The following is a 16,961-nucleotide window of genomic DNA, read 5'->3' as shown; positions in this document are numbered from 1 at the left end:
ATTGTCTCGGATGGAAGGAGAGGCCGCGATGAGACGATTCTACAGGCTGGCCGCTTGGGCGCTTTCCCTGCTTGCCCTTGTCGTCGTGGTGGGGGCGAGCTGGATCATCGTATCGCCGCCGGCACTGCTCAGCGTCGGGTCCGGCTATGCCGCCAAGATCGTCTGCTCCAATGTCTTCATCGCCGGGCGCGACCCCGACGAAGTGCTGGCCAAGGACGTGCAGGCCCCCGGCCATCCGTTGCTGAAGCTTATGCGGCAGGATGTCGATTTCACTGAAAAGACCGTGACGACCCATCTGCTCGGTGCCTTCGCGCCGGGCCATGCCGCCTGGCATGAGGGATTTGGCTGCTCGAACGTGCCGGACGGAGATTTCCGTGCGGCGCAGCAGGCCGTGTCGGATGTCGCGCTGCCGGCGATCCCTGCCGGCGATCCCGCCATCGCCTGGCCGGACGGTGAGGCGGTGACGCCCGACGAGCGGTTTGCCGCCCTGCTTGCCGATCCCGCGCTGACGGGGCCGGGCATGCGGGCGGTCGTCGTCGTGCATGACGGCCGCATCGTCGCGGAGGCCTATGGCGACGGCTTTTCCGCCGCGACGCCGCTGCTCGGCTGGTCGATGACCAAGTCGGTCAATGCCGCGCTGATCGGCCGGCTGATGCAGGCCGGCGCGCTGTCGCCGGAGATGAGCGGCCTTTTCCCGGAATGGCGTGGCGATGCGCGCGCGAAGATCACGCTCGCCCAGCTTCTCGCCATGGAAAGCGGGCTTGCCTTCAACGAAAGCTATGGCGATGTCGCCGATGTCACGCGCATGCTTTTCCTCGAGCCCGACATGACGCGCTTCGTGCTGTCGCTGCCGCTCGAGACCAATCCGGGCGAGGCATTCAACTATTCCAGTGGGACGGCGGTTCTGCTGTCTCGCATCTGGATGGGGACGCTCAGCGGGCGGGCGCAGGCGCTGTCCTTCCCGGCCAAGGCGCTGTTTGCCCCGCTCGGCATGGCAAGCGCGGTGATGGAGCCGGACGAGACCGGCATCTTCGTCGGCTCATCCTACATGTATGCGACGGCGCGCGACTGGGCACGCTTCTCGCTGCTGCTTCTCAACGACGGCGTCTGGAAGGGTGAGCGCCTGCTGCCGCAAGGCTTCGTCACGGCGATGGCGATGCCGACCGAGGCTTCCGACGGCGCCTACAGCCGCATGCAGGCCTGGGCCAAGGGGCCGGGCAGGGAAGATGATGCGGACTACGGCCTGCCCGACGAGACGTTCTGGATCCTCGGCCATGACGGCCAGTCGGCCGCCGTCATTCCCTCGCGCAGGCTCGCGGTGATCCGGCTGGGACTGACGCCGTCGAAACTCGGCTACCGGCCCCAGCCGCTGGTCAAGCGCATCCTCGACGTGCTGGACGCGTCGAAGCTCCAGGCCGGTCAGGCGCCGACCTGAGCGATCCAGTCGTTGAGGTTGTAGGTGTTGGAGATGCGGGCGACCTTGCCGTCGCGGATTTCGAAGAAGGCGCCGGCGGGCAGGATATAGGTCTGGCCGTTGGCCTCGGGAAGCCCCTCGTCGGTGGCGAGATACTGGCCGTTGACGACGAATTCGGCCGCGCCGCGCGTGCCGTCGTCGTTCGACATGATGATGATGTCGGTCAGCGTCTCGCGGTAGGAGCGGTTCATGTGCGCCATGAAATCGCGGAACGCGTCCTTGCCGACCTGCCGGCCGCCCTGGTTGATGTCGTGGATGACGTCATCGTGCAAGAGATTGAGGAAGGCCTCCATATCCTGCCTGTTGAAAGCATCGTAATAGGCGCGGATCGTCTCTTTTGCTGGCATGTCATCCCTCATATCGTTGGCGTGTCGGCAGAAGCCGTTCGCCTTATAGCATTGTTCAAGCCTTTGGGAACATTCACGGATCATGCAGATCAAGATCGTCCACGGCAAGGCGGTGACGCGGCATATCGCGGATCTCGCGCGCCTGCGCACCGAAGTCTTCCGCGCCTTCCCGTATCTCTACGAGGGCAGCGAGGACTACGAGGCCACCTATCTTGCGACCTACGCCCAGTCACCCGAAAGCCTTTTTGTGCTGGCGCTCGACGGGGAGCGGATCGTCGGCGCCTCGACGGGCGTGCCGATGACCGATGCCGCCGTGGTTTTCCAGGCGCCCTTCGTCAAGGCTGGGATCGATCCGGCAAAGGTCTTCTACTTCGGCGAATCCGTGCTGCTGTCCGGTTATCGGGGCAGGGGGCTCGGCGTGCGCTTCTTCGAGGAGCGCGAGGCCTATGCGCGGCGCCTCGGCCGGTTCGACTGGTGCGCTTTCTGTGCCGTGGAGCGGCCGAGGGACCATCCGCTGAGACCGGCGGACTATGTGCCGCTCGACGAATTCTGGGCCAAGCGCGGTTATGAGCATCGCGGCGACCTGCGCACGATGCTGGCCTGGCGGGATATCGGTGAGGAGGACGAGGCCGAAAAGCCGATGTCGTTCTGGTTGAAGCCGGCGCGCTGACCGGCCCTAAGGCGAAGGCTGGCTTATCTCAGGCCGGTCTCGTCGAGCAGGCCCTTGCGCTTGGCGTGGTAGTAGTAGCCGGCCGCATAAAGGCGCACGGCGCCGTCATTCTTGTCGTCCGCCACCATCCAGGCGCCGCGCAGATACTTGCCGGCATATTTGATGTTGGTTTCCGCGTCGAACAGGCCTTCGGCCGGGCCTTCGTAACCCATGCTCTTGGCCGTCGCGTACTTGATTTGCATGAGGCCGTAGTGACCTCGGTTGAAAGCCCTCGGATTGTAGGTGCTTTCCCGCTTCACGACACGATGCAGAAGCGATTCCGGAATACCGTACAGGGCGGCATATTTCGTGATCAGCGCATCGATCGGCGTGCCGGACTTCGTGAACGGCTGCTCAGCCTGCGGCACCATCAGACGCGTCTGCGTCGTCAGGACGGCGTTGCTGACCAGTGCGGGCTTGGCCATCGGCACGATCTTGCGGCTGGCGACGAGCTGTTCGAGGCCTTCCGGCTCGCCGGTATCGAAGCCGGGCTCCATGACCGAAACGCCGATGACCGTGTCGTAGGACTGCTGCGCCTCGGCGACGGCCGTCATGGCCGCGCCCGTATTGCCGGCAAGGGCGGCGGTGGCTGCGGCGGCGCCCGTTACGGGCTTGGCTTCGGCAAGGGCGGAAACCGGAACGGCACCGGCGGCGGCATCGCTCGCTACGGCGATCGGCGTCGGCAGGGCTTCGGGCGTGTTTTCCGTGCCCGGCTTGGCGGCGGGCAGGGCGGCATAGGCGACTTCCGTCACCGTGCCGTCCGCTGCGACGATGCTCGTGGCTGAAGCAGGCGTTACCGTCTTTGCCGTCGTTGCATCCTCGGCCACGCTGGCGCAGCCGGCGAGGGTCGCCAGAAGGCCTGCGCAGGCAAGCGTGGCAATGCGTGCCGGACGGGTAACGATTGTATCAGCCATGGTCGTCGCTCTCGGTTTGCCGGGGTGCGCGGGCGCCGGAGCGCCCGCTTTTTGCAAATCAATCGGCCGTGGCCGTGCCCCGCTCTTAACCGATCGGGGGCAGGGCGGCAACCCGCAGGTCTGGCGATGCGTCAGGCGGCCGCGCGCTTGAGGCCCGCGGTCAGCAATCCGGCGCCGATCAGCAGCGTGCCGCCGGTGCGGTTGACGACCTTCTGCACCGAGGGTTTGCGGATCGTCTGGCGCGCGGCGGCGGCGAGCAGGGCATAGGAAAGCGCGTTCAGCGTCGCCAGCACCAGGAAGGTGATTTCGAAGATCACCATCTGCGGCAGCACCGGCTGCGTGAGGTCGAGGAACTGCGGCAGGAAGGCGACGAAGAAGACGATGCTCTTGGGGTTCAGCGCCGTCACCACATAGGCGTGCGCGAAGATGCGGAAAGGTTTTTCCTCGGCCGGCGCCTCGCCTTCCGCGCCGGTCGCGATGGGCGCGCGCCAGAGTTTTATGCCGAGCCAGACGAGGTAAGCCGCGCCCACCCATTTTAGCACGGTGAAGATCGCCGCCGAGGTGGCGAGCAGGGCGCCGAGGCCGAGCATGGAGGCGGTCATGGCGGTGAAATCGCCAAGCGCCACGCCGGCGACCGTGGCGCCCGCCGTGCGGCGGCCATGGCCGAGTGCATAGGAGATCACGAGGAGGATGGTCGGCCCCGGAATGGCGAGCATGACGGCGGAGGCGGCGGCAAAGGCAAGCCAATGTTCGAAGGACATGAAAACTCCCCGGATCGAGTGCGATCCGGGGAGCAAGCCATCACGTCATTGCGCCGTCAAGCCCGATCGGGATCAGCCGGCCGGCTTCCACTTCTGGCCGATCGTGTCCATCACCTCGCCGAACCATTTTGCCGAGGTGTCGAAGTGCTTGCCGCCCTTGATGCGCGGGAACTCGATGGTGCGCAGCTTGCCGCCCTGGCCCTCGTCGTGGCCGGTGACGCCGGAGACCTTGCCCAGCGCGCTTTCGACGGCAAGGTCGGTCATGCTCTGGATGAGGCGCAGGTCGTCGCGGTTTGCCGGGGCGGAGCGGGCATAGTAGCCGGACTTCTGCACCATGGCGCGCTCGGCGCCGAGCAGGGCCGCGAACTGCTTGGAGAACCAGTTGCCGACATTGATCGTGTCGATCTTCACATGGCCGAAGGCGTCGCGCTTGACGGTCTCGCCCGAAGCTTCCCGCTCGGCGACGATGGCGTCGAGGCAGGCGCCTTCCGAAACGAACAGCGTGACGAAGCCGGCGCGGTCCATGACGCCTCTGAGGCGTTCGGCCTCGGCTTCGAGGTTGAAGTCCAGCTCCGGCAGGTAGAGGCCGTCGATGTTCTTCAGCTGCTTGTTCATCATGAAGCCATCGACATAGTCGTTGCCGCTGGTCTTCTGGATATAGGCCCTGGCCGTGGCGGCGGTGAGCCAGCCGCAATGGCGGCCCATGACCTCGTGCACGACGAGGGTGCGCGGGGCCGCGCTCTGCTCGTTGCTGACATGGTCGAAGAAGCCGGCGCCGACTTCGGCGGCCGTCCAGGCGCCGAGCGACTGGCGGATCGGCACGACGTCGTTGTCGACGGTCTTCGGCAGGCCGACGACGGTGAGGTCGTAGCCGTTCGCGCCGAGATAGGCGGCAAGGTCGGCCGCCGTCGTGTTGGTGTCGTCGCCGCCGATCGTGTGCAGGATGGTGATACCGTCCTTGGCGAGCCGCTCGGCCGCGACGCGCAGCGGGTTCTCGCCTTCCTTGACGAGGCCGCGCTTCACGCAGTCGGCGGCATTGGTCAGCTTGACGCGGCTGTTGCCGATCGGCGAGCCGCCGTAGCGGTGCAGGAGCGGCGCCTTTTCGCGCATGTCCCTGGTGATCTCGATGCGGTCGGCAAGCAGGAGGCCCTGGTAGCCAGACCGGTAGGCGACGAGCTCGATATCGGGCGCGACGTCGCTGTAGCGTTCGATGAGGCCTCCGACAGCGGACGACAGACAGGGCGCGAGCCCGCCGGCGGTCAGCATTGCGACTTTCTGCTTGGCCATAATTCCTCCTCGGCTTCAGCCCGTCCTGATGGGTGGGCGTTCTCTAGCGTATAATCCCCGCAAGGGGAACGGCGCGGTGAACTTATCCGCACTCCATGACGGATTGTCTTCTGTGCTCCACAGGCGAAAATCCTCCGATCCATAAATTCTGATGGCGCCACTTAATGAGGGGCATCAAAATTTCGTCATTGGGGGCGAAATCGCGGCTCCGTGCCTTGCTTTCCCTGCAATTGTCTGATCAAGATCACCTTATGTTCCAGAATTCGCCAAGTTGCTTCATCAGTGCCGTGTGGGATCGCCTCGTCGGCATGGTCTCGGATGCCGCCAGCAATGTGCTGTCCGGCGTGGTCGAGGCCGTGCGGACCCTGTTCGAGGGCGATCCGGAAACGCGCCGACAGGTGGCCTTTTCCGTCGCGATGATCGCGCTTTCCGCCAAGATGGCGAAGGCGGACGGCATCGTCACGACTGCCGAGGTCGATGCCTTCAAGGACATCTTCAAATATCCCGACAACCAGGCGGCCAATGTCGCCCGGCTGTATAACCTCGCGCGTCAGGACGTTGCGGGTTACGAGGCCTATGCGGAGAAGATGAAGGCGCTCTGCGTCTCCTGCGAGAAGAACTGCCCGATCCTCGAGGATATCGTCGACGGCCTGTTCCACATCGCGAAAGCAGACGGGATGATCCACGAGAACGAAATGGCCTTTCTCGGCCGCGTCGCGGAAATCTTCGGCATGGCCGAGGAGCGCTTCGAGCAGATCACGGCGCGCCATGTCCATATCAGCGGTCGCGACCCTTACAAGGTGCTCGGCGTGAAGCCCAGCGACGACTTTTCGGAGATCCGCAAGCGCTATCGCGTGCTTGCCTCCGAGCATCATCCTGATAGGTTGGTGGCGCGTGGCGTGCCGGCCGAGTTCCATCAGATTGCGAACGACCGCATGGCCGCGCTCAACGCTGCCTATGAGGCGATCGAGAAGGAACGCTGCGCTGCATGAGCGCATTCACATGTGACTATGCCGGCGCGACTGCAGCGCCGTCGCCGAACTTCGGCGAACGGGCAGGCGGGCGCACTCCGGATATCATCCTCCTGCATTATACCGGCATGGCAACGGCGGACGGCGCGCTGAAGTGGCTTTGCGCGCCGGAAAGCCAGGTCTCCTGTCACTACTTCGTGCACGAGGACGGGCGCGTCGAGCAGCTCGTGCGCGAGGCGGACCGCGCCTGGCATGCGGGGAAGAGCTTCTGGAAGGGCGAGGTCGACATCAACTCGGCTTCCATCGGCATCGAGATCGCCAATCCCGGCCACCCCGGCGGCTTGCCGGATTTTCCCGATCCGCAGATCGCGGCGGTCATCGAACTGTGTCGCGATTGTGGCGAAAGGTGGGGAATTGCCCCCGAACGCGTGCTTGCGCACAGCGATGTGGCCCCCGTTCGCAAGGTCGATCCGGGTGAAAATTTCCCCTGGGAACGCCTTCATGCCGGGGGTGTCGGGCACTGGGTGGAGCCGTCGCCCATCGCCGGCGGGCGCTTCTTCCAGCAGGGGGACGCCGGTCAGCCGGTCGAGGCGCTGGAGACGATGCTGTCGCTCTACGGCTATGATGTTGAAATCGATGGGATTTACTCGGAAAAAACGCGTGGCGCCGTCGAGGCTTTCCAGCGTCATTTCCGCCCCGGACAGGTCGACGGCATCGCCGATTTTTCGACCATCGATACGCTGCACCGGCTGCTTTCCGCACTGCCGCGACTGGCCGTCTGACAGCTTATGCGTTTATTAGAATATTACACTCTGTAACAGAAGTTTATCGCTCCGCCACATCCTGACCCGATTGGGCATGTCTTTTCCGGCTGCGTTCGTTGCAGCGCAGCATGCGGTCAGGGCCTGGTCGCAATCAACGATGATCGAGACGTTAGCGCAGGGTGCACGGCCAAGGATGCCGCGGCCCGAGGCTCTGCCTTTGCGCCTTTTGGAGACGACAACTAGATGAGAAGACTTCTTGCTGCCATGAGCGCGGCCTGCCTTTGTGTGTCCGTTTTTTCCGCCGGCATGGCGCATGCCTCGCCCGGCGATGACCGGGTTTGGAGCGCCCGGACTGTGGGCCAGACCCCGAAGAAGGAAAAGGTCGACGGCAAGGAGAAGGTCCGCAAGACGTCGGTCAAGCGCAACAAGCGCAAGACGGTGATCGACAAGGACGGCGTGGTCGTCGGCAAGCTGAAGACCTTCAAGAGCACGACCGGCTATGCCAAGCCGGAAAACCCGCTGGCATCGGGCGTCAAGACGGCGAGCTATTCCAGCATCATCCAGACCTATGCGAAGAGCTACGGCGTGCCGGTGGATCTGGCGCATGCCGTCGTGCGCGTCGAGAGCAATTTCAATCCGAAGGCCCGCGGCAGCGCCGGCGAAATCGGCCTCATGCAGATCAAGCCGGCGACGGCGCGCATGATGGGCTATCGCGGCAGCGCCAAGGGTCTCTACGATCCGGAGACGAACATCAAGTTCGGCATGAAGTATCTCGCCATGGCGCATGAGCTCGGCGGCGGCACGACCTGCGGCACCATCCTGAAATACAATGCCGGCCATGGCGCAAAGCGCATGAACCCGGTCTCCAAGCGCTATTGCGGCAAGGTTCAGAACTACATCGACTGAGCCTGCGATGCGTGACTTTTCGCGGGCTGGAATCGGCCCGCGGCCATGCTATGCCATTTGCGAAGAGCGAGGGTGAAGCATGGTTCGGCATTTCGATTTCGTCGTGGTGGGCAGGGGCATGATGGGGGCCGCCGCCGCGCGGCACCTTAGCAAAACGGGCGCCTCGGTGGCGCTCGTCGGCCGGGGCGAACCGGCAGACTGGAGGCGCCATGACGGCGTGTTCTCCAGCCACTACGACAGCGGCCGCATCACGCGTACCATCGACCAGGATGCCGACTGGGCGCTGCTCGCAAGGCGGTCGATTGCCCGCTACCGCGAGATCGAGGCGGAAACCGGCATCTCCTTCTTCGGCGAGACCGGCTGCCTGATCAGCGGGCCTGCCGGCGGCGATTTCGTCAATGCGGTCGAGGCGGTCGCCAGGCGCTATGCGCTCGATGCGCCGCTGCTCGACCGTGCCGAACTGCGCAGGCGGTTCCCCTGGTTCGACCTGCCGGAAACCTCCGCGGGTATCTTCGAAACCACGGGCGCGGGCTATGTCGATCCGCGCAAGCTGGTCGCCGCGCAGGTCGCCTGCCTCGAAAAGGCCGGCGGCGTCTCAATCTTGGACGATGCCGTTTCGGTGCGCGATGCCGGCGACCGGGCGGCGGTGGTGCTGAGATCCGGCGAGACGGTGACGGGCGGGCGCGTGCTGGTGGCGACGGGTGGGTTTTCGCGGGCGCCGGGGCTGCTTGCGAAGGTGCCGGCCTTGGTCGTCAAGGCGCGCACCATCGTCCTGGCGCAGCTCACGCCGCAACAGGCCGAGGCCTATCGCGGCATGCCGTCCTGGATCGATGAAAGCGCCGACCCTTCCGAGCATTTCTATTTCCTGCCGCCGATCGTCTATCCCGACGGTGAGACCTATCTCAAGATCGGCGGCGATCCGATCGAGGTGGAGATCGAGGACGAGCAGGCGATCCGCGACTGGTTCCGCGGGGAGGGGCGCCCCGAAGCGGTCGCCCATCTCAAGCACCTGCTTGCCCGTTCTGTTCCGGACCTGAAACCGGTGCGGCTGGTTTCCGTACCGTGCGTGACGACCTACACCACGCATGGCTATCCCTATGCGGGCTTTGTCGAGGGCGAGCGCGTCGCGCTGCTGACCGGCGGCAACGGCGCTGCGGCGAAGAGCTCGGACGAGATCGGCCGTATCGGCGCGGACCTGGTGATTCGCGGCCGGCTCGAAGAGCCGGACTATGCGACGGATTTCGCCGTTCATTTTCGCTAGAGCATTTCCAGCAAAAGCGTGAAGCGGTTTTGCGAAGGACAATGCGTAAAAACCCTCAAGCCTCTGGTCTTTCCCGTCCGCATGGGCTAGTCAGCCCCTGCCAGTTGGCCGGGCAGCCGCGCCTTGCAAGGGTCGAAAGACCGCAGGGTGAGGAAAGTCCGGGCTCCACGGAAACACGGTGCCGGATAACGTCCGGCGGGGGCGACCCCAGGGAAAGTGCCACAGAAAGCAAACCGCCTTCCTCGGAAGGTAAGGGTGAAAGGGTGGGGTAAGAGCCCACCGCGGCCATGGCGACATGGACGGCACGGTAAACCCCACCGGGAGCAAAACCGAATAGGGATGACGCGAACCGCGCAAGCGGTTCAGCCTGTTTCCGGGCCGGTCATCCGGGTGGGTTGCAAGAGGCCGGGCGCAAGTCCGGTCCCAGATGAATGGCTGCCACGTTCCGGTGCAAACCGGAGCCATACAGAACCCGGCTTACAGGCCAACTGGCAAAAATCCCCCTCTTTTGCGGACTATTTTTCACGGTCTGCTAATGTGCTGAATTTCCTGGAGTTCGCGCATGCCTTGCGTTGGGCTGCGCGCACGCGCGTCGCGTTTTACCCCGTGCAAATACAAGGCGTTGAAGGGGGCTTCCTAACGTTTTGTTAAACTTAACGCCTTATAAACATTTGACGGTCTGAATACGGGAACGAGGTCTCTTCCCATTGACGCCCATATGGTCCCATGTTATCCCAAAACCATACTGCACGAGGACGCATGAGCGTCCGATCATCGCAAAGCTTTGAGGCAAACCCGCTGGGGACGGTGCGACGCGAACGCGTAGCATCAGGGCTGGTTCGTGCGCGTCGTATTGTGTTTGTTATGCCGGGGGGGATGCACAGCGCTCCGGCTTTGGAAGCGGCTGTATCGCGTCATGAACCGGTTCCTGTCGAATGCGACAAACAGGATCGATGCCAAGGGACGGGTTTCCGTTCCCTCGGCATTCCGCTCCGTTCTGTCGCAACGCGACATCCGGGAACTTTACTGCTTCCAGGATTTCATGTTTCCGGCGGTCAGCGTCGGTGGGCTGGATCTGCTCGATCGATTCGAGCGCCAGATCGCCAGCGAGGATGTTTTTTCGCCGAAGGCCAATTCGATGTCGCTCCTCATTCACGGGGGCGGCGTCTTCATGAAGCTCGATTCGGAAGGGCGCCTGCCGGTCACGGATTTCATCCGGGACTATACGGGCATCACGACGGAGGTGACCTTTGTCGGTCGGGCGGATCATTTTCAGCTCTGGGCGCCGCAGACATTTCAAGCCACGCAGGCGGCTGCCCGAGAAGAGTTCAGGACGCGAGGTCTGGGCTCGGAGTAAGACGGAGAATCGGAATGACGGCGGATCTTGGCGGAGGTTTTTCTGAAGCCGATGGCGGACCGGTCCGTCACATTCCGGTTCTTCTCTCCGAGGTCATGGCGGCGCTCGCGCCCAAGCCCGGCGAGGTCATTCTCGACGGCACGTTCGGGGCGGGCGGCTACAGTACGGCCATTCTCGCTGCCGGCGCCGATGTCATCGGCCTTGATCGCGATCCGACGGCCATAGCCGGCGGGCAGGGGCTGGTGGCAGCCTCCGGCGGCCGCCTGACGCTCATCCATTCGCGCTTTTCCGATCTTGCGAGCCACGCGCCCGCGGGCGGGCTCGACGGCGTCGTGCTCGATGTCGGCGTCTCCTCCATGCAGATCGACGAGGCCGAGCGCGGCTTCTCCTTCCAGAAGAACGGTCCGCTCGACATGCGCATGTCGGCGTCCGGCGTTTCGGCGGCCGATGTCGTCAATCGCGCAAAAGTCTCCGACCTCATCCGCATCTTCGGTTTCCTCGGCGAGGAGAAGCAGGCGGGCCGTATCGCCCGCGCCATCGAGAAGGCGCGCGAGAAGGAGCCCTTCACCACGACTCGGCAGCTCGCCAACCTCATCGAGACTGTGACGCCCCGCAAGGCCAAGGACAAGATCCACCCCGCAACGCGCGTCTTCCAGGCGCTGCGCGTCTTCGTCAACGACGAGCTGGGGGAACTCGCCGCGGCGCTTTTCGCCGCCGAGCGTGCGCTGAAGCCCGGCGGCCGGCTCGTCATAGTCTCCTTCCATTCGCTGGAAGACCGCATCGTCAAGAAGTTCTTCCAGGATCGCGCCGGCAAGGCGTCGGGCTCGCGACATCTTCCGGAAGTGCACGAACGCGCCGCAACCTTCGCACCAGTCGGGCGCCCTATGGTGGCTGCCAGCGACGAGGAGAGCGCGGTCAATCCGCGTGCCCGATCCGCGAAGCTGAGGGCAGGCGAGCGCACCAGCGCCCCTGCCGGGACAGATGATCTGTCCATCTTCAACCTGCCAAACCTTGCCGACCTCGAGAAGATGGGAAGCTGAGAGATGTTCCGTACCCTTGATGTCGTGATGATCGCGGTGATGACCGCAGCAGCCACCGTCACCTATTCGATCAAGCACCAGGCCGAGAACAAGCTCGAAGAGGTGCGCAAGCTCGATTCCGAGATCAAACTCGAAGAGGACACGATCGATCTTCTCAAGGCCGACTGGGCGCTGCTCACCCAGCCGAACCGCCTGAACCGTCTCGTCAAGACCTTCGAGGCAGACCTCAAGCTCGTGCCGACCGAATCGACCCAGCTCGCGCAACCGAACGAGCTGCCGATGCGCATGGACGAATTGCCGGCGCTGGAGCCGGCCAAGGAAGAGAAGGTCGCCAAGAACAAGAAGAAGACTTCGGGCACGGATGCAATCCAAACCGGATCGGTGGCAAACTGATGTCGTTTCTCTCCCGCATCATGGACTTGAAGAGCAAGGCGCATTTCAGCGCCGGCGGCAACAACAACCGGACCGGCGGCAATGGCGGCCAGGCCTTCGAGGGTACGCGCAAGCGCTCCGGCTCGCAGGCCCGCAGCCGCGTCGCCGTCATCATCTGCTGCTTCGGCATGGTCTATGCCGTGATCGGCGGCCGCCTCGTGCAATACGGCATGGCCTCGCCGGAGACGGTCTCCTCGATCGGCCCGGCCGACCACCTGATGGCCTCGCGTCCCGATATCGTGGACCGCAACGGCGAGATCCTGGCGACCGACATCCGCACCGTCTCGCTCTATGCCGAACCGCACAAGATCGTCGATGTGGACGAGGCCGTCGAGATGCTCGCGACCGTGATGCCGGACCTCGACCGGCGCGGCACCTATCGCAAGCTGACCTCCAAGTCGCGCTTCCAGTGGCTGAAGCGCCAACTCACCCCCAAGCAGCAGAGCCGCATCCTGGCGCTTGGCATTCCCGGTGTCGGCTTCCGGCCGGAAAAGCGCCGCTTCTATCCGGGCGGCGCCACCGCCTCGCACATCGTCGGCCATGTCAATATCGACAACCGCGGCATTGCCGGCATGGAGCGCTACATCGACAGCCAGGGGCTTGCCGATCTTGCGGCCATCGGCATGACGAGCGACGCCAAGCTGGAGCCGGTGCGCCTTTCCATCGACCTTCGCGTCCAGGCCATCGTGCGCGAAGTCGTCAAGGAAGGCATGGAGAAATACAAGGCGATCGCCGCCGGGGCCGTCGTGATGGACGTGCATACCGGCGAGATCCTCGCCATGGCCTCCGTACCGGACTACGATCCGAACAATCCGGCGGAGGGCGCCAAGGAAGGCTGGATGAACCGCATGTCGAACGGCACGTTCGAGATGGGCTCGACCTTCAAGAGCTTCACCACCGCCATGGCGCTCGATTCCGGCAAGGTGAAGATCACCGACAGTTTCGACGCGCGCGCGCCCATCCGCATCGGCGGCTTCACGATCAAGGACTTCCACGGAAAGCACCGGGTGCTGACCGTGCCGGAGATCTTCCAGTATTCGTCGAACATCGGCACGGCGAAGATGGCCGACGTCGTGGGGATCGCCGGGCACAAGGAGTTCCTGACCCGGCTCGGCCTCCTGACGCGCCTCGAAACCGAGCTGCCGGAGGTGAAGACGCCGACCCAGCCGCGCGAGTGGAAGAAGATCAACTCGATCACCATCTCCTTCGGCCATGGCGTCTCCACCACGCCGCTGCAGACGGCGGTCGCCGCCGCCGCCCTGATGAACGGCGGCCTGCTCATCAATCCCACCTTCCTGCCGCGCACGGCCGACGAGGCCAACGAGGTCGCCAAGGTGGTGGTCAAGCCCGACACCGTCGAGAAGATGCGCTACCTCTTCAAGCTCAACGCCAACGACGGTTCCGGCCGCCGGGCGCTGGTTCCCGGCTTCAATGTCGGGGGCAAGACCGGCACGGCCAACAAGGTTGTCGGCGGGCGTTATTCCAACACGCAGAACTTCAATGCCTTCCTTTCGGCCTTCCCGATCGACGACCCGAAATACGTCGTCCTGACCTTTATCGATGCGCCGCAGACAGGCGAGGGCGGGGGCCGCACCGCCGGTCTCAACGCCGCGCCGATGGTGGGCGAAATCATCCGCCGCTCCGCCGCGCTTCTCGGTGTAAAGCCGAAATTTGGTGAGGACGGGTCTGCCTTGCTTGTGTCTTATTGAATGGAGATGACAGGACGCCGATTCGTGGGGCGGAACGGCTGCCAACAGAAAGCATATAGAGCGGACAATGAAGATCAGTGACCTCGCCGGACCCGAAACCGACCTCTCGAGCGCCGCGGCCTCCACGGAGATAAGCGGCATCACGAGCGACAGCCGGACGGTGAGGCCGGGCGATCTCTTCGTTGCCCTTTCCGGCACCAGGGCCAATGGCAGCGCCTTCATCGCCGATGCGGTTTCCCGCGGTGCCAGCGCCGTCGTCGTCGCCGAGGGTCCTTCCGCCGAAGCGGCCGTGCCGGTCATTGCCGTTGCCGAACCCCGCCGTTTCCTGGCGCTTGCCGCCGCCCGCTTCCATGGCCGCCAGCCGGAAACGATGGTCGCCGTCACCGGGACGGCGGGAAAAACCTCCGTCGCCTCCTTCACGCGTCAGATCTGGGCGCATGCCGGCCACCCGGCCGCGATGATCGGCACGACCGGCGTCGTCGCGCCCGGCCGCAACGACTATGGCTCGCTGACGACGCCCGATCCGGTCTCGCTGCATGCGCTGCTCGCAGAGCTTGCCGATGCCGGCGTCACCCATGCGGCGATGGAGGCCTCCAGCCACGGCCTCGACCAGTCGCGCCTCGACGGCGTGAAGCTCGCCGCCGCCGCCTTCACCAATCTCGGCCGCGACCACATGGACTACCATCCGACGGTCGAGCACTACATGGCCTCCAAGATGCGGCTGTTCGATACGCTGCTGCCGAAGGGCGGCCCGGCCGTCATCTATGCCGACGACGAATGGTCGGGCGTGGCGATCGACGCGGCGCGCAAGGCCGGCCTCGACGTGCGCACCGTCGGCCGCAAGGGCGACTATCTCGCGCTGAAGCGCGTCGAGCATTTCCGCCACAAGCAGACCGCCGAAATCCACGTCGGCGATGATATCTTCGAAGTGCACATTCCGCTCGCCGGCGATTTCCAGGTGGCCAATGCGCTTGTCGCCGCCGGCCTTGCCATGTCGACCGGCGTTCCCGCTGCCACCGCCATGGCGGCGCTGGAAAAGCTGATCGGCGCTTCGGGCCGCCTCGAACTGGTCGGCCATGCGAAGAACGGCGCGCTCGCCTATGTCGACTATGCCCACAAGCCGGATGCGCTGGAAAACGTGCTGACCTCCGTGCGCCCCTTCACGACGGGCCGCGTCATCGTTGTCTTCGGCTGCGGCGGCGACCGCGACAAGGGCAAGCGGCCAATCATGGGCGAGATCGCCACGCGCCTTGCCGACGTGGTGATCGTGACCGACGACAATCCGCGCTCGGAAGTTCCCGCCGTCATCCGCTCCGAGATCATGGCCGCGGCCAAGGGGGCGAGCGAGATCGGCGACCGCGCGGAGGCGATCCGCAATGCCGTCCGGATGCTGCAGTCCGGCGATACGCTGATTGTCGCCGGCAAGGGACATGAGGAAGGCCAGACCGTCGGCGCCGTGACGCTGCCCTTCTCCGATCATGCCGAACTGCGCAAGGCCTTGGAGGAGTTCGACCGGTGACATGGCTCTGGACCAGCGCTGATCTCGTTGCGGCGACGCGCGGCCGCCCCATCGGCAACCTGCCGCAGGGCATTTCGGGCATTTCCATCGACAGCCGCGCGATTTCGCCCGGCGAAGCCTTCTTCGCCATCAAGGGTGACCGCGTCGACGGCCACGATTTCGCGAGCTTCGCCATCGCCAACGGCGCGGGGCTGCTCGTCGTCAGCGAGGGCAAGCTGCCGGCGCTCGGCCGTCTCGTCACGCCGATGATCGTGGTGCCGGACGTGCTTCAGGCGCTCGTCGATCTCGGCTGTGCGGCGCGCGACCGCACCGCCGCCCGCATCATCGCCGTCACCGGCTCCGTCGGCAAGACGACGACCAAGGAGATGCTGCGGCAGGCGCTTGCCCCCTCAGGCAGCGTGCATGCCTCCGTCGCTTCCTTCAACAATCACTGGGGCGTGCCGCTCACGCTCGCCCGCATGCCGGAGACCACCGATTACGGTATCTTCGAGATCGGCATGAACCATGTCGGCGAGATACGCCCGCTGGTCGGCATGGTGCGCCCGCATGTGGCGATCGTGACCACCATCGCGGCGGCCCATCTCGGCAATTTCCGCGACCTTGAAGAGATCGCCGGCGCCAAGGCGGAAATCTTCGAAGGCGTCGTGCCGGGCGGCCATGCGCTGCTCAATCGCGACAACGAACAGTTCGCCTTCCTCGAAAAGGCGGCGCAGGCGGCCGGCGTGTCTCATATCCACGGTTTCGGCGCCGATCCGCAGGCGGAATTCCGCCTGCTCGATTTCATCAGCACCGCTGATGGCAGCTTGCTGCGCGCCGCGGTCGGGGGCCAGACGCTGGAAGTGCCGATGGGCGCGCCCGGCCGGCACATCGCCGAAAACGCCGTGGCCGTGCTCGGCGCCGTGCATCTTGCCGGCGGCGACATCGAGAAGGCGATGGCGGGCCTTGCGACCATGCAGGCGGAGAAGGGGCGCGGCCGGCGCTATCGCCTCGCCAAGGACGGCGGCTGGTTCACGCTGATCGACGAAAGCTACAATGCCAACCCGGCCTCCATGCGCGCGGCGATTTCGCTGCTGCGCGACGCCGAACCGCATGGCACCGGCCGCCGCATCGCGGTCCTCGGCGACATGCTGGAGATGGGCGAGCATTCTCCCGCCGTGCATGCCGGCCTTGCCGAACCTCTGCTCGCGGCTGGGGTCGGCGACGTCTGGCTCGGGGGACCCGACATGGCGGCGCTGCGGGACATGCTGCCGGAAGGTGTCGAAACGGAATATCGCGAAACCGCCGACCAACTCGCCGCCCATGCGCTCGATGCGGTGCGGCCGGGCGACGTGCTGGTGGTCAAATCGTCCAAGGGCACGGGATTCAGCCGCATCGTGGCGGCCCTGCTTGACAAATATCCGGCGCTCCCCGAGAGGGTGCGCGAGAGTTGAGGGAGGTTCGGCCGGGCAGACGTCCGCCGGACCTTATCTTTTTTGAAATTTGCTTCTCTCGTCCGCGGTCGTCACGCCGG

General features: G+C 64.8%; 16 protein-coding genes and 1 other RNA gene. 13 read left to right on the top strand and 4 right to left on the bottom strand.

Annotated elements, in window-relative coordinates; translation table 11 throughout:
* Window positions 1-28: 28 nt before the first annotated feature.
* The gene (locus Q9316_RS11645; protein ID WP_306031778.1) at window positions 29-1,435 is read left to right on the top strand and encodes a serine hydrolase domain-containing protein; all 1,407 of its coding nucleotides are present in this window, start codon (window positions 29-31) and stop codon (window positions 1,433-1,435) included.
* Here the strand turns inward: Q9316_RS11645 and Q9316_RS11640 are convergent.
* On the bottom strand, window positions 1,420-1,821 hold the full coding sequence (locus tag Q9316_RS11640) for a ketosteroid isomerase-related protein (RefSeq protein WP_306031777.1): 402 nt from the start codon (window positions 1,819-1,821) through the stop codon (window positions 1,420-1,422). The genes Q9316_RS11645 and Q9316_RS11640 overlap by 16 nt on opposite strands.
* Before the next feature lie 82 nt (window positions 1,822-1,903).
* Here Q9316_RS11640 and Q9316_RS11635 point away from each other — a divergent pair, with 82 nt between their 5' ends.
* Window positions 1,904-2,491 carry a GNAT family N-acetyltransferase gene (locus tag Q9316_RS11635; RefSeq protein WP_306031776.1) on the top strand — a complete coding sequence of 196 codons (588 nt, stop codon included), beginning with the start codon at window positions 1,904-1,906 and terminating at the stop codon, window positions 2,489-2,491.
* A 23-nt stretch (window positions 2,492-2,514) separates the two neighbouring features.
* On the opposite strand, the gene Q9316_RS11630 is transcribed toward Q9316_RS11635, so the two are convergent.
* From Q9316_RS11630 to Q9316_RS11620, 3 genes are all read right to left on the bottom strand, one after another.
* Window positions 2,515-3,444 (bottom strand): lytic transglycosylase domain-containing protein, encoded by a 930-nt coding sequence (locus Q9316_RS11630; RefSeq protein WP_306031775.1) that lies wholly within the window; start codon window positions 3,442-3,444, stop codon window positions 2,515-2,517.
* Window positions 3,445-3,575: 131 nt separating this feature from the next.
* Complete coding sequence (locus Q9316_RS11625; RefSeq protein ID WP_306031774.1) at window positions 3,576-4,205, bottom strand: LysE family translocator; 630 nt, start codon at window positions 4,203-4,205, stop codon at window positions 3,576-3,578.
* Window positions 4,206-4,277: 72 nt separating this feature from the next.
* On the bottom strand, window positions 4,278-5,492 hold the full coding sequence (locus Q9316_RS11620) for a pyrophosphate--fructose-6-phosphate 1-phosphotransferase (protein WP_306031773.1): 1,215 nt from the start codon (window positions 5,490-5,492) through the stop codon (window positions 4,278-4,280).
* A gap of 251 nt (window positions 5,493-5,743) precedes the next feature.
* Between Q9316_RS11620 and Q9316_RS11615 the strand changes: the two genes are divergently transcribed.
* From Q9316_RS11615 to Q9316_RS11565, 11 genes are all read left to right on the top strand, one after another.
* Window positions 5,744-6,484, top strand: coding sequence for a DnaJ family molecular chaperone (locus Q9316_RS11615; RefSeq protein ID WP_306031772.1), 741 nt, complete (start codon window positions 5,744-5,746; stop codon window positions 6,482-6,484).
* Window positions 6,481-7,245, top strand: coding sequence for an N-acetylmuramoyl-L-alanine amidase (locus tag Q9316_RS11610; RefSeq protein WP_306031771.1), 765 nt, complete (start codon window positions 6,481-6,483; stop codon window positions 7,243-7,245). Before Q9316_RS11615 ends, Q9316_RS11610 begins: the two co-directional genes overlap by 4 nt.
* Before the next feature lie 225 nt (window positions 7,246-7,470).
* Window positions 7,471-8,133, top strand: a complete 663-nt coding sequence (locus tag Q9316_RS11605; RefSeq protein WP_371877906.1) for a lytic transglycosylase domain-containing protein — start codon at window positions 7,471-7,473, stop codon at window positions 8,131-8,133.
* Between the two features lie 79 nt (window positions 8,134-8,212).
* Window positions 8,213-9,394: an NAD(P)/FAD-dependent oxidoreductase gene (locus Q9316_RS11600; protein WP_306031770.1), complete on the top strand. Its 1,182-nt coding sequence runs from the start codon at window positions 8,213-8,215 to the stop codon at window positions 9,392-9,394.
* Window positions 9,395-9,494: 100 nt separating this feature from the next.
* Window positions 9,495-9,890: RNase P RNA component class A (gene rnpB / locus Q9316_RS11595), an RNA gene on the top strand.
* Window positions 9,891-10,310: 420 nt separating this feature from the next.
* Window positions 10,311-10,751, top strand: a complete 441-nt coding sequence (gene mraZ / locus Q9316_RS11590; RefSeq protein ID WP_306031769.1) for a division/cell wall cluster transcriptional repressor MraZ — start codon at window positions 10,311-10,313, stop codon at window positions 10,749-10,751.
* Window positions 10,752-10,765: 14 nt separating this feature from the next.
* Window positions 10,766-11,791, top strand: a complete 1,026-nt coding sequence (gene rsmH, locus Q9316_RS11585; protein ID WP_306031768.1) for a 16S rRNA (cytosine(1402)-N(4))-methyltransferase RsmH — start codon at window positions 10,766-10,768, stop codon at window positions 11,789-11,791.
* A gap of 3 nt (window positions 11,792-11,794) precedes the next feature.
* Window positions 11,795-12,184, top strand: a complete 390-nt coding sequence (ftsL, locus tag Q9316_RS11580; protein WP_306031767.1) for a cell division protein FtsL — start codon at window positions 11,795-11,797, stop codon at window positions 12,182-12,184.
* Entirely contained in the window at window positions 12,184-13,932 is a 1,749-nt protein-coding gene (locus Q9316_RS11575) for a peptidoglycan D,D-transpeptidase FtsI family protein (protein ID WP_306031766.1), read from the top strand. Before ftsL ends, Q9316_RS11575 begins: the two co-directional genes overlap by 1 nt.
* Before the next feature lie 67 nt (window positions 13,933-13,999).
* Window positions 14,000-15,451 carry a UDP-N-acetylmuramoyl-L-alanyl-D-glutamate--2,6-diaminopimelate ligase gene (locus tag Q9316_RS11570; RefSeq protein WP_306031765.1) on the top strand — a complete coding sequence of 484 codons (1,452 nt, stop codon included), beginning with the start codon at window positions 14,000-14,002 and terminating at the stop codon, window positions 15,449-15,451.
* The gene (locus Q9316_RS11565) at window positions 15,448-16,881 is read left to right on the top strand and encodes a UDP-N-acetylmuramoylalanyl-D-glutamyl-2,6-diaminopimelate--D-alanyl-D-alanine ligase (RefSeq protein ID WP_306031764.1); all 1,434 of its coding nucleotides are present in this window, start codon (window positions 15,448-15,450) and stop codon (window positions 16,879-16,881) included. Before Q9316_RS11570 ends, Q9316_RS11565 begins: the two co-directional genes overlap by 4 nt.
* The last annotated feature ends 80 nt before the right edge of the window (window positions 16,882-16,961 follow it).

Source organism: Shinella zoogloeoides, assembly GCF_030733845.1.
Lineage (GTDB): Bacteria > Pseudomonadota > Alphaproteobacteria > Rhizobiales > Rhizobiaceae > Shinella > Shinella zoogloeoides_C.
Note: the sequence above shows the minus strand (reverse complement) of the source record. Positions and strands in the feature narration are given on the sequence as shown.

Excerpts from the sequence above, each read along its gene's own strand:
- Q9316_RS11645 (WP_306031778.1), top strand. The coding sequence starts at position 29 with ATGAGACGATTCTACAGGCTGGCCGCTTGGGCGCTTTCCCTGCTTGCC.
- Q9316_RS11640 (WP_306031777.1), bottom strand. The coding sequence starts at position 1,821 with ATGCCAGCAAAAGAGACGATCCGCGCCTATTACGATGCTTTCAACAGG.
- Q9316_RS11635 (WP_306031776.1), top strand. The coding sequence starts at position 1,904 with ATGCAGATCAAGATCGTCCACGGCAAGGCGGTGACGCGGCATATCGCG.
- Q9316_RS11630 (WP_306031775.1), bottom strand. The coding sequence starts at position 3,444 with ATGGCTGATACAATCGTTACCCGTCCGGCACGCATTGCCACGCTTGCC.
- Q9316_RS11625 (WP_306031774.1), bottom strand. The coding sequence starts at position 4,205 with ATGTCCTTCGAACATTGGCTTGCCTTTGCCGCCGCCTCCGCCGTCATG.
- Q9316_RS11620 (WP_306031773.1), bottom strand. The coding sequence starts at position 5,492 with ATGGCCAAGCAGAAAGTCGCAATGCTGACCGCCGGCGGGCTCGCGCCC.
- Q9316_RS11615 (WP_306031772.1), top strand. The coding sequence starts at position 5,744 with ATGTTCCAGAATTCGCCAAGTTGCTTCATCAGTGCCGTGTGGGATCGC.
- Q9316_RS11610 (WP_306031771.1), top strand. The coding sequence starts at position 6,481 with ATGAGCGCATTCACATGTGACTATGCCGGCGCGACTGCAGCGCCGTCG.
- Q9316_RS11605 (WP_371877906.1), top strand. The coding sequence starts at position 7,471 with ATGAGAAGACTTCTTGCTGCCATGAGCGCGGCCTGCCTTTGTGTGTCC.
- Q9316_RS11600 (WP_306031770.1), top strand. The coding sequence starts at position 8,213 with ATGGTTCGGCATTTCGATTTCGTCGTGGTGGGCAGGGGCATGATGGGG.
- mraZ (WP_306031769.1), top strand. The coding sequence starts at position 10,311 with ATGAACCGGTTCCTGTCGAATGCGACAAACAGGATCGATGCCAAGGGA.
- rsmH (WP_306031768.1), top strand. The coding sequence starts at position 10,766 with ATGACGGCGGATCTTGGCGGAGGTTTTTCTGAAGCCGATGGCGGACCG.
- ftsL (WP_306031767.1), top strand. The coding sequence starts at position 11,795 with ATGTTCCGTACCCTTGATGTCGTGATGATCGCGGTGATGACCGCAGCA.
- Q9316_RS11575 (WP_306031766.1), top strand. The coding sequence starts at position 12,184 with ATGTCGTTTCTCTCCCGCATCATGGACTTGAAGAGCAAGGCGCATTTC.
- Q9316_RS11570 (WP_306031765.1), top strand. The coding sequence starts at position 14,000 with ATGAAGATCAGTGACCTCGCCGGACCCGAAACCGACCTCTCGAGCGCC.